15 protein-coding genes are annotated in these 13,742 nt (G+C 56.5%); 3 read left to right on the plus strand and 12 right to left on the minus strand.

What is annotated here, in order from left to right; genetic code table 11:
* Positions 1 to 29 precede the first annotated feature (29 nt).
* A complete protein-coding gene (locus PL263_RS09070; RefSeq protein WP_278212711.1) occupies positions 30 to 893 on the plus strand; it encodes a glycosyltransferase family 2 protein in 864 nt (287 codons plus the stop codon).
* 5 nt (positions 894 to 898) lie between these two features.
* Here the strand turns inward: PL263_RS09070 and PL263_RS09075 are convergent, their stop codons facing one another.
* The 10 genes from PL263_RS09075 to PL263_RS09120 form a co-directional block, all read right to left on the minus strand.
* Positions 899 to 2,032, minus strand: coding sequence for a methyltransferase (locus PL263_RS09075; RefSeq protein ID WP_278212712.1), 1,134 nt, complete (start codon positions 2,030 to 2,032; stop codon positions 899 to 901).
* A 201-nt stretch (positions 2,033 to 2,233) separates the two neighbouring features.
* Positions 2,234 to 3,031 (minus strand): TatD family hydrolase, encoded by a 798-nt coding sequence (locus tag PL263_RS09080; RefSeq protein WP_278212713.1) that lies wholly within the window; start codon positions 3,029 to 3,031, stop codon positions 2,234 to 2,236.
* A gap of 46 nt (positions 3,032 to 3,077) precedes the next feature.
* Entirely contained in the window at positions 3,078 to 3,428 is a 351-nt protein-coding gene (locus PL263_RS09085) for a PilZ domain-containing protein (protein ID WP_140912796.1), read from the minus strand.
* A 4-nt stretch (positions 3,429 to 3,432) separates the two neighbouring features.
* Positions 3,433 to 4,428 (minus strand): DNA polymerase III subunit delta', encoded by a 996-nt coding sequence (locus PL263_RS09090; RefSeq protein WP_278212714.1) that lies wholly within the window; start codon positions 4,426 to 4,428, stop codon positions 3,433 to 3,435.
* A complete protein-coding gene (gene tmk / locus PL263_RS09095) occupies positions 4,416 to 5,042 on the minus strand; it encodes a dTMP kinase (RefSeq protein ID WP_278212715.1) in 627 nt (208 codons plus the stop codon). Before tmk ends, PL263_RS09090 begins: the two co-directional genes overlap by 13 nt.
* Entirely contained in the window at positions 5,039 to 6,028 is a 990-nt protein-coding gene (gene mltG / locus PL263_RS09100; RefSeq protein WP_278212716.1) for an endolytic transglycosylase MltG, read from the minus strand. Before mltG ends, tmk begins: the two co-directional genes overlap by 4 nt.
* Complete coding sequence (gene pabC, locus PL263_RS09105; RefSeq protein WP_278212717.1) at positions 6,013 to 6,852, minus strand: aminodeoxychorismate lyase; 840 nt, start codon at positions 6,850 to 6,852, stop codon at positions 6,013 to 6,015. The genes mltG and pabC overlap by 16 nt, the downstream gene beginning before the upstream one ends.
* A gap of 27 nt (positions 6,853 to 6,879) precedes the next feature.
* On the minus strand, positions 6,880 to 8,124 hold the full coding sequence (gene fabF, locus PL263_RS09110; RefSeq protein WP_278212718.1) for a beta-ketoacyl-ACP synthase II: 1,245 nt from the start codon (positions 8,122 to 8,124) through the stop codon (positions 6,880 to 6,882).
* A gap of 95 nt (positions 8,125 to 8,219) precedes the next feature.
* Positions 8,220 to 8,453 (minus strand): acyl carrier protein, encoded by a 234-nt coding sequence (gene acpP, locus PL263_RS09115; RefSeq protein ID WP_013820083.1) that lies wholly within the window; start codon positions 8,451 to 8,453, stop codon positions 8,220 to 8,222.
* A 162-nt stretch (positions 8,454 to 8,615) separates the two neighbouring features.
* Entirely contained in the window at positions 8,616 to 9,551 is a 936-nt protein-coding gene (locus PL263_RS09120; RefSeq protein ID WP_278212719.1) for a hypothetical protein, read from the minus strand.
* 220 nt (positions 9,552 to 9,771) lie between these two features.
* Here PL263_RS09120 and PL263_RS09125 point away from each other — a divergent pair, with 220 nt between their 5' ends.
* Positions 9,772 to 10,185 (plus strand): hypothetical protein, encoded by a 414-nt coding sequence (locus tag PL263_RS09125; protein WP_278212720.1) that lies wholly within the window; start codon positions 9,772 to 9,774, stop codon positions 10,183 to 10,185.
* 52 nt (positions 10,186 to 10,237) lie between these two features.
* On the opposite strand, the gene draG is transcribed toward PL263_RS09125, so the two are convergent.
* Positions 10,238 to 11,119 (minus strand): ADP-ribosyl-[dinitrogen reductase] hydrolase, encoded by an 882-nt coding sequence (draG, locus tag PL263_RS09130; protein WP_278212721.1) that lies wholly within the window; start codon positions 11,117 to 11,119, stop codon positions 10,238 to 10,240.
* On the minus strand, positions 11,119 to 11,925 hold the full coding sequence (locus PL263_RS09135; protein WP_140912804.1) for an NAD(+)--dinitrogen-reductase ADP-D-ribosyltransferase: 807 nt from the start codon (positions 11,923 to 11,925) through the stop codon (positions 11,119 to 11,121). The genes draG and PL263_RS09135 overlap by 1 nt, the downstream gene beginning before the upstream one ends.
* Positions 11,926 to 12,099: 174 nt before the next feature.
* Here PL263_RS09135 and PL263_RS09140 point away from each other — a divergent pair, with 174 nt between their 5' ends.
* Positions 12,100 to 13,686 carry an NAD(P)/FAD-dependent oxidoreductase gene (locus tag PL263_RS09140; RefSeq protein WP_278212722.1) on the plus strand — a complete coding sequence of 529 codons (1,587 nt, stop codon included), beginning with the start codon at positions 12,100 to 12,102 and terminating at the stop codon, positions 13,684 to 13,686.
* The last annotated feature ends 56 nt before the right edge of the window (positions 13,687 to 13,742 follow it).

Consider the following 13,742-nt stretch of genomic DNA (forward strand, 5'->3'; position numbering starts at 1 on the left):
GGTGGTTTCCACCGTAAATTGACCGCTCGATGAAAACACCTGAGTCGCTGAGTATTGTCCTGCCCGCCAAGAACGAAGCGGCAAATCTGCCGGCTTTTCTGCCGAAATTGCTGGAGTTGTACCCGCAGGCCGAAATTTTAGTGGTCGACGACGGTTCCAGCGACGACACCGGAGCCATTGCCAACGACGCCGGAGTCAAGGTGATCCGCCACCCCTATTGCATGGGTAACGGCGCGTCGATCAAAACCGGGGCCAGACAAGCGAAGGGCGAGGTTCTGGTGTTCATGGACGCCGACGGCCAACACGACCCGAACGATATTGCCGCGTTATTGGCAAAAATAAATGAAGGCTACGACATGGCTGTCGGCGCCAGAAACGCCCGCAGCCATGCATCGTGGTTCAGACGCATTGCCAATAGGTTCTACAATAAGCTGGCGTCATTGATGACCGGCCACCGGATCGACGACCTGACCTCGGGCTTTCGCGCCGCCCGCGCCGACAAATTCCGTAAATTCCTTTACCTGCTACCGAACGGATTTTCCTATCCGACCACCAGTACCATGGCGTTTTTCCGCTCCGGATTTCCGGTGGCCTACGTCCCGATCCATGCCGGCAAACGTAGCGGCAAGAGCCACATCCGCCTGCTACACGACGGCTTACGTTTCTTTATCATCATTCTGCGTATCGGCGTACTGTTCTCGCCGATGCGGTTGTTCCTACCGATCAGTATGTCGATTTTCGGCGTCGGCATGGGTTACTACGCCTACACCTATATCACTGAAGCTCGTTTCACCAACATGAGCGCCGTGCTATTCCTGTCCGCCATCGTCACTTTCCTGATCGGCATCGTCTCTGAGCAAATCTCGTCTCTGCATTACAAAAACATCGAATAGCCGGCTCAAGCCTTTTCACAACTGAAAATGACGAACTTGGCATTCGCCGCCACTTGCCGGCAGCGGCCGAACAGTTTTTTCAGCGTGATATGGTAGTTGAGGTGGCGGTTTCCGATCACCCGCAACTCGCCGCCGGGCCGTAACACCGCATGCGCCTGTTGAAACATGCGCCAGGCGATATGGTCGCCGATCGCGTGCTGTTGATGAAACGGCGGATTGCAGACGATGCAATCGGCGCTTGCCGGTGCAAAACCGCTCAGACAATCGCCGACGACGAACTTCGCCCGCGGCGCATCGCCGAACCAGCTGCGAAAATTTTCCGTTGCCGAGGCGATAGCCATGAACGATTCGTCGACAAACATGATATTGGCTGCCGGATTCGATTCGGCAAGGCGCAAGCCGATCACGCCGTTGCCGCATCCCAGATCGATGTAGTCTCGATAGCCGGGCTGGTCCGGCAGATGTTGCAACAAAAAGCGGGCACCGATATCCAGACTTTCCCGGGAAAACACATTGGCATGGTTGCAAAGCGGCGGCTCTTCGGCCGCCAGGCGGTAGTAACTGGGGTAGGGATTTTGCGGCAAGCGGATATTCGGATCGAGGCTGGCGAAAATCAGCCTGGCCTTTTTTCTGGCCAACGACGGTACGGTCGGGCCGAGCAGCCGTTCCAGCAGCTTCCAGGCATTGGCCGGTAAAGCCTTGACCATGCCCGCCGCAACGATGCGGCTATCCGGCTGCAACAACGGCCTGAGTCTATGCAACTGGTATTCCAGCAAAGCCAAAGTCTTCGGAATCTTGATGAGCAACAGATCGATCGGTGGCGATGGCAAGGACAGACTGTCCAACAGCAACACCCGGTCGGCCGCTATCGCGTTCGCGGCCAAATTTTCGCGCGTCGCCTGCTGCGATAACCAGGAGTCGGAAATGGCCGTCGGCCGAAATTCGCTCAACGCCACGGCCAGCGCCCCGAAGTTATCGTTCAGGATGACAACACTCTGACCGGCAAGCGCTTCGGTTTCGGCCAGATGATGCAGCAAATAGTCGTCGGCCGCATCCCAGGCCTGCAGCAATTCGTTTTTTCGGTGGGGTTGGCGCGTTAGCCGAAAACAGCCCTGCGGGACGCTGAATTGCTGTTCCATCGGTGATCAAGTCCGGAAAATGGAAGACGTAGAGCCTGGATCGAAGTCAGCGACAAATTGTCACGCGGCAAATTGCCACATTTTCAACGTTAGAATGCTCCAGTACACTGATAGCAACTCTTGTATGCGTCCTTCGGGAAAATGAGAGTTATACCCCACCTCTTTGTGCGGTAGCGCCGTATCCGGTGCTACCGCATTTTTTTACGCGGCCAAATTGCAGCGTCCGGCTTCAAGCCCGAACAACCGGTAAAAATTTTCGCTGGATTGCTTCGCCACCGCTTCGACCGAGGTGCCGCGCAATTCGGCAATATATTCGGCTACGTGGCGCACGTAGGTTGGATAGTTGGGTTTGCCGCGATAAGGCACCGGCGCCAGATAAGGCGAATCGGTTTCGATCAGGAAGCGGTCGGCCGGAATTCTACGCGCCACGTCTTGGATCGCTGCGGCATTTTTGAACGTAACGATACCGGAGAACGACACGTAAAAGTTCAAATCGACAGCGCGTTGGGCATAGGCCCAGTCCTCGGTAAAGCAATGAATCACTCCGCCCACCTTATCGGCGCCTTCCGCCTGCAACACGTCCAAAGCATCCTGCCCGGCCTCCCGAGTATGAATGATCAAGGGCTTGTGCAACTGCTTGGCCACCGCGATATGGTTGCGAAAACGCCGAAATTGCCACTCCAGATCGCCCTTACTATGAAAATAATCCAGGCCGGTTTCGCCGATCGCAATCACCTTGTCATTTGCCGCCAATCCCAGCAATTCGTCGATTTCAGGCTCGCGGCCATCGGTGACATTCGGATGCACGCCCACCGACAGTGAGATATCGGGATATGGCGCGGTTTGCGCCAACATCGCCGGATAGGACTCCAGATCGATGGCAATGCACAGCATATGCTGGATGCCGGCTGTCCGGGCCGCGCGGACAAAAACGTCGAAATCGTCGGCATAAGGCGCCAAGTCGATACGGTCGAGATGGCAGTGGGAATCGATGAACATGAAGCTTGGGAAACGTTAGTGCCGAGCGGCAACCGCCCGGTCAGGATTACATGGTATGGGTGGAGCGGTCCGACTCCAGCGCACCGGCCAGATAGGTTTCGATTTTATTGCGCGCCGCACCGCCGTCCTGGTCGCTGAATTGGACGCCAATACCCGCGGCACGGTAACCTTCGGCACCGTTGGGCGTCTTCCAGATAATTTTGCCGGCGATCGGCAAGCGCTCGGTCTCTTCCATTAAATTCAACAACATAAACACTTCCTCGCCCATTTCGTATTCACGCTTGGTCGGGATGAACAGACCGCCGTTTTTGACGAACGGCATATAGGCTGCATAAAGCGCGTTTTTATCCTTGATCGATAGCGACAGGATACCTTGCCGGGGAGCTGCTTCCGCCATAATGTCAGTGTGGGTTGAGTTGAGACCAGTCGATTAACAGTTGTTCTAGCATCAGTTGTCGATTCAATTGCGTCGCCAACTGCGCTTTCGCCGTCAGCACACGGTCGTAGAATCGGTAAACTCGCTGCAATTCTAGCCGCTCGGCAACGCCTTGCAAGCTGTTTTTCAGATCGGGATTGGTCAAATGCGCCGAATCGGCCCGATAGGCGCATTTGACGATATCGGCCAGCCAGCCAGCCAGCCAGGCCAAAACCACATTCAACTCGATTTGTTCCTGCTTGTGCCAGCGCTCGGCGACGGCTAGCCAATCGGCCTTGCCCTCGCCAATTTGCAGCCAAGCCTGAAAATATTCTTGCCGTAGCGCCGCAATGCCGGTTTCGGCATATTGCTTGACCAGTAGCGGCGCCCCGCCGGCCAAATCCAGCAGCAGATCGGCCTGCTCCCGCACTCCCGCACCGTGCAGCCAGCGTAAGGCCGCATCGCGCTCCGGTATTTCGCAGACGATCTTCTGACAGCGACTGCGTATGGTCGCCGGCAGACGGGCCGGCTGCTCGCTGATCAACAACAAACAGGTGCGTTCGCCGGGCTCTTCCAGACATTTCAGAAACGCGTTCGCCGACGCCGTGTTCAGCGCATCGGCCGGCTGAAATATCGCGACCCGGTATGCATGGTACTGTGGCTTCAACGCCAGTTTGCCGATTAACTGCCTGACTTTATCGATACCGATGGCCTTGCCGGGTTCGTCGGGCTCGACTGCGATGAAGTCCGGATGAGTACCACCGTCGAATAACTTGCAGGCGGCGCAAGCGCCACAAGCGTTACCTTCGTCTTGCGGCGCATGGCATAGCAAGGCGCGGGCGTAATATTCGGCCAGATGGCGACGGCCCTGTCCGGCCGGGCCGGAAAACAGCAGGGCTTGCGGGATTCTATTCTGCTGAATATAACTTCGCAGCCGATGCCAGTGTTGCTCCTGCCACGGGTAAAGCGTCAGCTTACCCATAACATTTCCAGCTCGGCCAGCAGACGGGCCTGAACTTGCGGCAACGGCAACGCCGCATCGACGACTCTGTAACGCGCTGGATCGTCGGCGGCACGCTGCAAATAGCTTTGGCGAATACGTTCGAAAAAATCCCCTTGTTCGGTTTCGAAACGGTCCAGTTCGCCGCGGCGTTTGGCCCGCTGCAAACCGGTCTCGACCGGCGCGTCGAGTACGAAGGTCAAGTCCGGGCGCAGTCCGCCCTGAACCATTCGCTCCAACCAGGCAATTGCAGCCGAGTCCATATTGCGCCCGGCGCCTTGGTAGGCGTATGTCGCATCGGTGAAGCGATCGCAAACCACCCACTGTCCGCGTTGCAAGGCCGGCTGGATCACGTGGCGGATGTGCTGGGACCTTGCTGCGAATACCAACAGCAGTTCCGCCTGTTCGCTCAACGCTTCCTCGCTATGGTCCAACAGAATGGCACGAATCTTCTCGGCAATCGGCGTGCCGCCCGGCTCACGGGTAACCAGCAGCGGAATATTGCGCTCGGCCAGACATTGGCGGATGAATTGCAAATTGGTGGACTTGCCGACGCCTTCGCCGCCTTCCAAGGTGATGAATCGGCCCGGCGTCATCGCTGGTAACGGTCCACGTATTTTTCGTGCTCGGCCAGGGTTGCCGAAAAAGCGTGGCGACCATTGCCGCGGGCGACGAAAAACAACGCATCGCCGTCGTCCGGGTGCAAAGCGGCGGCAATCGACTGTTTGCCGGGCATTGCGATCGGCGTCGGCGGCAGTCCTTCGATCACGTAAGTGTTGTAAGGCGTCGGCTCGCGCAAGTCCTTATGGCGAATATCGCCGTGGTAATCGTCGCCCATGCCGTAAATCACGGTCGGGTCGGTTTGCAACAACATGCCCTTCTTCAAGCGGCGGGCAAATACGCCGGCGATTTGGCGCCGTTCTTCGCCGGCACCGGTTTCTTTCTCGACAATCGACGCCAGAATCAGCGCTTGGTAAGGATCGTCCAGCGGCACGTTTCGATCGCGCTTGCGCCATTCCTCGCGCAGCACGGCCTGCATCCGGTCATGCGCTCGTTTCAGCAAATCCACGTCCGAGGTATTTTTTTCGAAAAAATAGGTGTCGGGAAAAAACAGGCCTTCCGGGTGATTCTTGTCGGAACCGATTTTCGCCATCAAATCCTTCAGCTCCTTGTCGCTCAAGGTATGCTGTAAATTCGGATTATCCTTAATGGCCTGGAACATCTGCTTGAACGTCCAGCCCTCCGGAAACGTAATCGAATATTGCCGGGTGCGGCCTTCGGTAAGTTGTTGCAATACGTCTGCAGCAGTGGCGCCCTTGGTCAGCACGTATTCGCCGACTTTCAGGGTGCGGTCGAGCTGCTTGCGGTAGGCAAACAGTTTAAACCAAAACCGGTTCACCATCACCCGCTGATTGCGCAAGGTTTTGATCACCGTTTCCAGGGTATCGCCCTTCTTGATTTCGATGACCGTCTCGCCGATCACAATCGGCTTTTTCTCGATGATGTGATAGTGCATGCCGGCCCAGATCGATACCAAGCCCAGAACCATCAGTAAGGTGAAGGCGACTATGCTACGGAACACGCTTGCACCTCCGCCGCTCTGGCCTGATTCAATAAGTCCTGCATTCGCCGGGTCAACGGTCCGACCGCCAGTACGCGTTGCTCCAAGCGTTTGATCGGCCAAATGCCGATCACCGAATTGGTCACGAACAATTCATCCGCTGCCAATACGTCGACTGGGTCAAGCGGAATTTCATGCAACTGGACACCGATATCGCGAGCAAAACCGATCACCAACTCCCGGATGATCCCGGCCACGCCGCAACCGGCCAAGCTCGGCGTATACAACTGGCCGGCCTTGACGGCAAATAGATTACTCATCACACCCTCAACCACGCGATCTTCGCTATCCAGCATCAAGCCTTCCTGAATATCGTCGTCGCGCCATTCTGCTCGAGCCAGAATTTGCTCCAATCGATTCAAGTGTTTGATGCCGGCGAGCGCAGTATTGATCGACAAGCGGTGCCAACAGAAACGGGCGCGAATGCCGTCGGTTTGGAATATGTCCGGGTAATCGGGATAAGGATGCAGGCTAAGTAATCGGGTGGGCTGAATCGGTTCAGGTTGGCGATAACCCCGACCGCCGGAACCGCGGGTGACGATGATTTTGAGTACCGCGCGTTCGGCCGGCTTTGCCAGCTTGGCGGCCTCCGCCGCGAGCAAATCGACTGCCGGAGCCGGAATCAGCAGACGCTGACAACCGAGAGCCAATCGACGCAGATGCCGATCGAGAAACAGCGGCCTGCCCTCAACAACCTCGATGGTTTCGAACAGGCCGTCACCGTACTGAAAGCCGCGATCGGCAGCGTCGACGTAGTGTCCGGGTTCGCCATTCAACAGATACATAGCCGGACACTGTTAGTTCGGGACCGCTTATTCGAAACGCTTGAAAACCAACGAACCGTTGGTGCCGCCGAAGCCGAACGAATTGGAAATGGCCAGATCGATTTTCATGTTTCTGGCCGTGTTGGGCACGTAATCCAGATCGCAATCGGGATCCTGGTTTTCCAGATTAATGGTCGGCGGCGCGGTTTGGTGTTTGATCGCCAACGCCGTCAGTACCGCTTCGATACCGCCGGCAGCACCCAACAAATGGCCGATCATCGATTTGGTCGAACTGACCGCCAGTTTGTAGGCGTGATCGCCCAGCGCCTTTTTCATGGCGTGGGTTTCGCCAACGTCGCCGGCCGGGGTCGAAGTGCCGTGGGCGTTGATGTAATCGACCTGTTCCGGGTTGATTTTGGCATCGCGCATCGCGTTACGCATACAGCGGGCTGCGCCTTCGCCACCTTCGGACGGCGAAGTGATATGGTAAGCGTCGCCACTCATGCCGTAACCGACCAGTTCCGCATAAATCTTGGCGCCGCGAGCCTTGGCGTGTTCCAGCTCTTCCAGGACGATCACGCCGGCACCGTCGCTGAGGACGAAACCGTCACGGTCGCGGTCCCAGGGCCGGCTGGCTCGCTGCGGATCGTCGTTACGCCGCGACAGCGCTTTCGCCGAAGCAAAGCCGCCCATCGCGGTCGGCGAGGTAGTGCAACGCTCGGCGCCGCCGGCGACCATCACGTCGGCATCGCCGTATTTGATCAGACGCGCCGCATCGCCGATGTTATGGGTACCGGTTGAGCAAGCCGTAACGATCGCGAAATTCGGCCCTTTCATGCCGTATTTGATCGACAGGTTGCCGGAGATCATGTTGATGATATTGCCGGGGACGAAAAACGGCGAAATCCGGCGCGGTCCACCAGCCACGTAGGTGGCATAGCATTCCTCGATTCCGGTGATGCCGCCGATGCCGGCGCCGATCGCAATGCCGATGCGCTCGGCGTTTTCTTCGGTAACGACGATTCCGGAGTCCTCAATCGCCTGGCAGCCGGCGGCAATACCGTAATGGACGAAACCGTCCATCCGCTTGGCATCCTTCTCCGGAATGTAGTCGCCGATGTTGAAATTTCGAATCACGCCGCCGAAAGTCGTTGCAAACGGTGAAATATCAAAAGAATCTATCGGCCCAATGCCGCTTCTGCCATTGACAATACCGTCCCAGGTATCCGCAACATTGTTGGCTAACGGCGTAACGGCGCCTAAGCCCGTAATTACAACTCGACGTGTGCTCACAGTAAACTACCGGTAAATAAAGAAGACAACCAGAGAAGGGGGATGTATCGGCTAGTGGATGGCGTCATCCACTAGCGTTTGGAAACAACTTGCTGTTATTGCAGATTGGCGTTGATGTAATCGATAGCCAATTGGACGGTGGTGATTTTTTCGGCTTCTTCGTCCGGAATTTCGCATTCAAATTCTTCTTCCAGAGCCATGACGAGTTCAACTGTGTCTAAAGAATCAGCACCAAGATCGTCGACAAAAGACGCATCGTTTGCGATTTCTTCCTTTACGCCTAATTGTTCCGCGACAATCTTTTTTACTCGTTCTTCGATATTACTCATATGTTTTTCCTCGAACAATGCAAATGCCCGACTGCAAGCACTTACCTTATCTTTAGTGTTGTATTAATTGAATTTGCTATCTCGTCACTGGCCTAGCCTAACGACTTCGCGGATTATACTTGATGTTCCAAAAATTTCACAACATTAGGCCGGCCCGCGCCACTATGCCGCCTTACCGCGCAAATTTTTCAAAATTTCTTCCAAAGGCACCAAATTCAGCTTGATCCGGTACAAAATCGCGCCGTCTTCCAACACCCCAAAGCACTCGTAAGTACGCAGCATGATGTTGGTTTGGTTCAACGTATTGTCTTTCGATTCCGGCAATTGCTTCACCAGAATATGCAGTTTGTCGTTGTTTTTGACTCTGGCCAAGTGTACACGGTCCACCGAAATGTCGTGCGAGGTATACACCATCGGATTGCGTTTGAAATCATGGTTCTCCAACTGCGCTTTTTCCAGCAAAGCACCGGAAGTCAGACTGCACGGATAGACTTCCGGATAATGCGCAACATGGGCCAGTTCATCGAAATAATCCGATTGCTCGGCCAACGATCCCGACAAAAAGTTTTTGACGTTGCCGTTATTCATCCATTTCCGTTTCAAGAACAAATCAGTGCCCGGCACCACGGTTTTATCGGCGATGCCGTTCAAATCGGGCAAACTGCTCAAATCCACATCCGCCAGAAATAGCGGCGATTTGGTTTCCTTTTTGTAACCCAGCAGAATGGTCTTACCCAGCGATTTGATCGCCACTCGGTTGGTCAAGGTCAATTCGGGTATGGTGTTGATCAGCGTTTTCTTGATGTCCAGCGTCATTTCCTGGCGCGGACGTAATGCGTTGACGAAGGTAATTTGGTAGTTGCTAAACCGCAACTGCTTCTCGGCGATGATCTGATCTTCGTGCTGCACCTCGCGATACAGGCGCATTTGGTGCTCGATTAGCGTGTTCAATTGAAACCCCAACACGATCGGGCCCTTGAACGGGTTATGGGTGATCTGCAACCATTTATGCTTGTCGTGAAACAGATTGAAATCGTCCGAGGCGTTGCGGGCGACTTCGATGTGAATTTGTTCGAAAGTAAACGACTGTGCTTTCATTGCAAGCTGCTGGGTGTATGGGGACAGGCCGTTATTCTAGGCCGATTGCGGCGGATCAGAAAGGCTCCGCCGCACCGAACAAGTCCGGCCACTCCGATCCAAACCTTTAATGACCGCTTAATCAAACCGCGCTAACGTATTTACCGTAGCATTTCATCGCATCTCTTTCCGGGAAAAACTTATGAAGCCTTTGTTATACATAGTCGCCGCTGCCTGCCTTATGGCAATTCCACCCGCTGCAAATGCCGCCGCTTACAAATGCACCGTGGAGGGCAAAGTCGTCTACCAACAATCGCCGTGTGCCGGAGAAGGCAAAGCGGTCAAAATCGACAACGATACAGAAGAGAAAAAGCTCAATCGCCAAATGGAGTCGCAAGAAGCCGCTCGCCGCCGTCAGGAATTGGACAACATGGCGAAAGGCGTGGACCGCAGGAGCGCCCAGGAAATCAATACCCAGATGCAAATCCTGGAAAACCAGCGCCAGAGGCAAGAAGCGTTGGATTTCCACCGCCGCCGCGCGGAAGAATATCGGGCGCTAGAGGAAGAATCGAAAATCCACGGCTCCGAGTATATGGAAGTCTGGGGCCGCAACCACGCGGAAGAACAGGAAAAACGGGCAAACGAACTGCAATGAAGACTGCCGCGGAAACGGTCGGCACAGACTCTGGCGACCACCGACGCTTCCGTCAATCGATGTCAGCCAGCATCAGTAAATCCAAGGTCTGGCGCCGTACCTGTTCGGTCACGGCGGGATCCAGCGCCGACAGCCAACGCTGCGGAATATTATCGACACCGTATTTGGCGCCGGCCAGCATCCCCGCCAAAGCCCCGGTAGTATCGGCGTCGCCGCCTTGGTTGACGGTGGCGACCAGACAGGATTCGAAACTGTCGCTGTTGAAAAAATGGTGTAGTACGGTCTGCACGGTATCGACGATATAGCCCGACGCTCGTCCCGGATAAGGGTTGTAGCCGAATTCAGAGTAACGTTCTATCAAGCCTGCGGCGACCTCTCGGCAGGCGGCCTCGTCGCGGCCGCCGATCAATAACCCGGCCATCCTCCCCAAGGCCAACGTCGCCGCATCGGATAAGGCATGGTGGTGGGTGATCCGGCTTTGTTGCAAACTCCACTGCTCGAACAGTTCCGGCCGCTGCAAGGTCGCCAACACCACCGGCAGATTGCGCATGCAGGCGCCGTTCCCGGCTTCGTCGTCGCGCGGTTCGCCCGACAGTTCGCCCCGATCACGAAACCGGAGAATGCCGCGCCGGCAGGTATTGCCGATGTCGACCGGCCCGCTTTCCAGCCAGGCCAGAAAATTCTCCGCCACCGCCCGCAAATTCCAGCCTTGGTTGTCGATGATCGCCTGGCCCAAGGCCAAACACATCTGGGTGTCGTCGGTCACCTGGCCCGGCGCCAGGCCCAACCAACCACCGCCGACGATGTCGCGGTGCACGCCGTAATGCTTTTGAATCCGCTTGGGCGACATGAATTCCACCGTCGCTCCCAAGGCATCGCCGCAGGCAAAGCCCAGGTAAGCGCCCAGCGCCCGCCCTAGAATCTGTTCGTTCATCAACTCAACACCTTGACCCGGTAATCGCCGCCTATCGCGAGGTATTCCGCTTCGCCACGCAAGGCATGATGCGGCAGCAGTTCGTTAAAAAACACCAACTTCACCATCGGCACCCGCACTTCCAAAATATTGGCGCCGAATTCGCTGGCGATGCCGGGCCGGTCGGTAAACGAGACGATACTGTTGAAGCGGACGATTTTGTCGTGCCGGCCCTCTTCCTTGACGACGTAATCTTCCAACGCGTCCACGCCGCGGTAAAGGGTTTTGTGAGTCGCGGCCGGCACCTGAAACCGCTCGACCACCCACTGGCAAAACTCGTAAACCAGATCCAACTGCATATAGATACAGTTGTTGTGGTAACGGCTGTTCATCTTTTCTTCGATGTAAGTCAGCCAATCGTTGCTGATGAAATTGCGAATCCGGGTTTTATGAAAGTTGGGAAACAATCCGAAGCGGCTTTCCACCCAGCCTTTCATTACCGCACCCTGGGCATTGTTGGAATCCATCCCCCAATCCTGGATCAAACGCAGGTAACTGTTACGGTAACGGCGCCGGCCCTGAGCATCGTCGCGCAAGCGCTGTTCGGTTTCGAAGCCGAACACCACACACATATAATCCTGAAACACCCTGCCGCAAGCAGCCAAAGTCGCTTGTTGCGCCAATTGGTCGAATAACCCCGGCGCCGACTCCCGGGTACCGGCAATATGCAAAGACTTGGGATGGTCGTTGAACAATTGGCTGGCAATGCAGGCGGTCGCTACGCCGATTAAATTGGTGCTGTGGCCGTAACGGCTGATGTCGGGCATGTCTTAAATGATGCGGTGGTTCGCGGTACCGGCATTCTGACATCGATACCCGGCGCTTGCCATAACGGCACGGATCACGCCTCAATCGCCACACCGGCAACCAACCCCGGTTTGCGAATTGGCCGGCCCGGTAGCACAATGCGCCATCGTTGCACAGCAATCGGGAGTTCGACCATGGCGCATTCTTTGTTATTTCGCCGGCTGATATTGGCCTTACAAACGGCCCGCCGCCAACACCTCAAAACCCAACAGCGCCCGGCGCCGGCTGCGGGCAGCGAACTTGGCTGGAATCGGCGCCGCTTCGTCAAAACCTCGGTCGCGGCCGGTATCGCCGGCCTGCTCGGCCAAAGTCTGCCTTTACCGGCCAGCGCCGGCAATAACCGCCCGCGACAAAGCATCGCAATTATTGGCGCCGGCATCGCCGGTTTAAACGCCGCCTATCGCTTGCAACGGGCCGGCATAACCGCAACGGTCTACGAAGCCCGCAACCGCCCCGGTGGCCGTATGCTTTCGACCAGCATCAATAACGGTTTGACCGTCGATTTAGGCGCGGAATTGATCAATACCGATCACCACGACATGCGCGCCCTGGCCAAAGCCTTCGATATTCCGCTGTTCAACAAACTGAAAGACGCCAATCGCCTGCCCTATCCGAAAGAAACCTACTTCTTCGACGGCGTCGCTTACAACGAAGCTCAGCTCGCGTTGGACCTGGCCGATCTGGCCGGGCAGATTAACGACGACGCCGGCTTGCTGGACAGCGATTGGGATACCTACGCCCCGGCATTCGACCAACTCTCGGTCGCTGATTACCTAGACCGCCACGCCGATAAAATCTCCCGACCCTATGTTCGCGCCCTGGTGGAAAACGCGATTCGGACCGAATACGGCGTCGAAGCGGCCGAGTCCTCGGCATTGCAGCTATTGTTTCTGTTACCGGTCGTAAACGGTCAAACGGTCGAACTGCTCAGTTACAGCGACGAAGCTTTTGCCGTGCAGGGCGGCTCGGCGTCGATTACCGATGCGCTCGCCGCAAGCTTGGCCGGACAAATCCGGTTCGGCACAGCCCTACACAGTATCGCGCGGCACAACGGCCGCTACGCGCTACAGTTTGCCGATCGAAGCCAGGCCGAAGCTGACATCGTCATTATCACGCTGCCGTTCCCGGCCTTGCGCCGCGTCGATTTGCAGGTTTCGTTGCCGGCGCGGTTCCGCCGCTTCATCGCCGAAACCGGCCTGGGCGTTAACGAGAAGCTGATCGCCGGATTCGACCGGCGCTTCTGGCACCAGCCGAACGGCTTTAGTCTGGCGGCCTGGACCGACCTGGGCTTCGCCGAAGTCTGGGACGAATCGCAGCGCCAACCCCGGCGCACCGACGGCGCCTTGAATTTCTTTTTGGGCGGCGACCAAGCCCGCCAATTCAACCGCACATCCAATTTCAACGCCGTAGCCGACCGCTTCATCGCCGATTTGGATCGCTTCGTACCGGGCGCCGCCGTTTCCGCCAACGGCGCCAATATTCGCAGCGCCTGGGGTAACAGCCGTTACACCGGCGGCGGCTACGCCAACTTCGCTCCTGGTCAGCTCAGCGAATTTGCCGACTACTTCTGGGTCGAGGCCAATCCTGCCGCGGCGCAGCAAGTGGTATTCGACCGGTTGCTGTTCGCCGGCGAACATCTGAGCGATGCTTATTACGGCTTCATGGAAGGCGGCGCCCAAACCGGCCGGCTGGCGGCGGACTACGTCATAAAACAACTGTAACCGCGCCAGGGCCTGCCGCAGCGGCTTCCTAACCATCACCCATTCGGAGACTTGCT

It is taken from the genome of Methylomonas sp. EFPC3 (genome assembly GCF_029643245.1).
Classification (GTDB): domain Bacteria; phylum Pseudomonadota; class Gammaproteobacteria; order Methylococcales; family Methylomonadaceae; genus Methylomonas; species Methylomonas koyamae_B.

What these genes read in the sequence shown, in the direction of transcription:
- PL263_RS09090 (WP_278212714.1), bottom strand. Translation starts at nt 4,428, where the DNA reads ATGGGTAAGCTGACGCTTTACCCGTGGCAGGAGCAACACTGGCATCGG.
- draG (WP_278212721.1), bottom strand. Translation starts at nt 11,119, where the DNA reads ATGAACGAACAGATTCTAGGGCGGGCGCTGGGCGCTTACCTGGGCTTT.
- PL263_RS09140 (WP_278212722.1), top strand. Translation starts at nt 12,100, where the DNA reads ATGGCGCATTCTTTGTTATTTCGCCGGCTGATATTGGCCTTACAAACG.
- PL263_RS09080 (WP_278212713.1), bottom strand. Translation starts at nt 3,031, where the DNA reads ATGTTCATCGATTCCCACTGCCATCTCGACCGTATCGACTTGGCGCCT.
- PL263_RS09085 (WP_140912796.1), bottom strand. Translation starts at nt 3,428, where the DNA reads ATGGCGGAAGCAGCTCCCCGGCAAGGTATCCTGTCGCTATCGATCAAG.
- PL263_RS09135 (WP_140912804.1), bottom strand. Translation starts at nt 11,925, where the DNA reads ATGCCCGACATCAGCCGTTACGGCCACAGCACCAATTTAATCGGCGTA.
- tmk (WP_278212715.1), bottom strand. Translation starts at nt 5,042, where the DNA reads ATGACGCCGGGCCGATTCATCACCTTGGAAGGCGGCGAAGGCGTCGGC.
- pabC (WP_278212717.1), bottom strand. Translation starts at nt 6,852, where the DNA reads ATGTATCTGTTGAATGGCGAACCCGGACACTACGTCGACGCTGCCGAT.
- PL263_RS09120 (WP_278212719.1), bottom strand. Translation starts at nt 9,551, where the DNA reads ATGAAAGCACAGTCGTTTACTTTCGAACAAATTCACATCGAAGTCGCC.
- PL263_RS09125 (WP_278212720.1), top strand. Translation starts at nt 9,772, where the DNA reads ATGGCAATTCCACCCGCTGCAAATGCCGCCGCTTACAAATGCACCGTG.
- acpP (WP_013820083.1), bottom strand. Translation starts at nt 8,453, where the DNA reads ATGAGTAATATCGAAGAACGAGTAAAAAAGATTGTCGCGGAACAATTA.
- PL263_RS09070 (WP_278212711.1), top strand. Translation starts at nt 30, where the DNA reads ATGAAAACACCTGAGTCGCTGAGTATTGTCCTGCCCGCCAAGAACGAA.
- PL263_RS09075 (WP_278212712.1), bottom strand. Translation starts at nt 2,032, where the DNA reads ATGGAACAGCAATTCAGCGTCCCGCAGGGCTGTTTTCGGCTAACGCGC.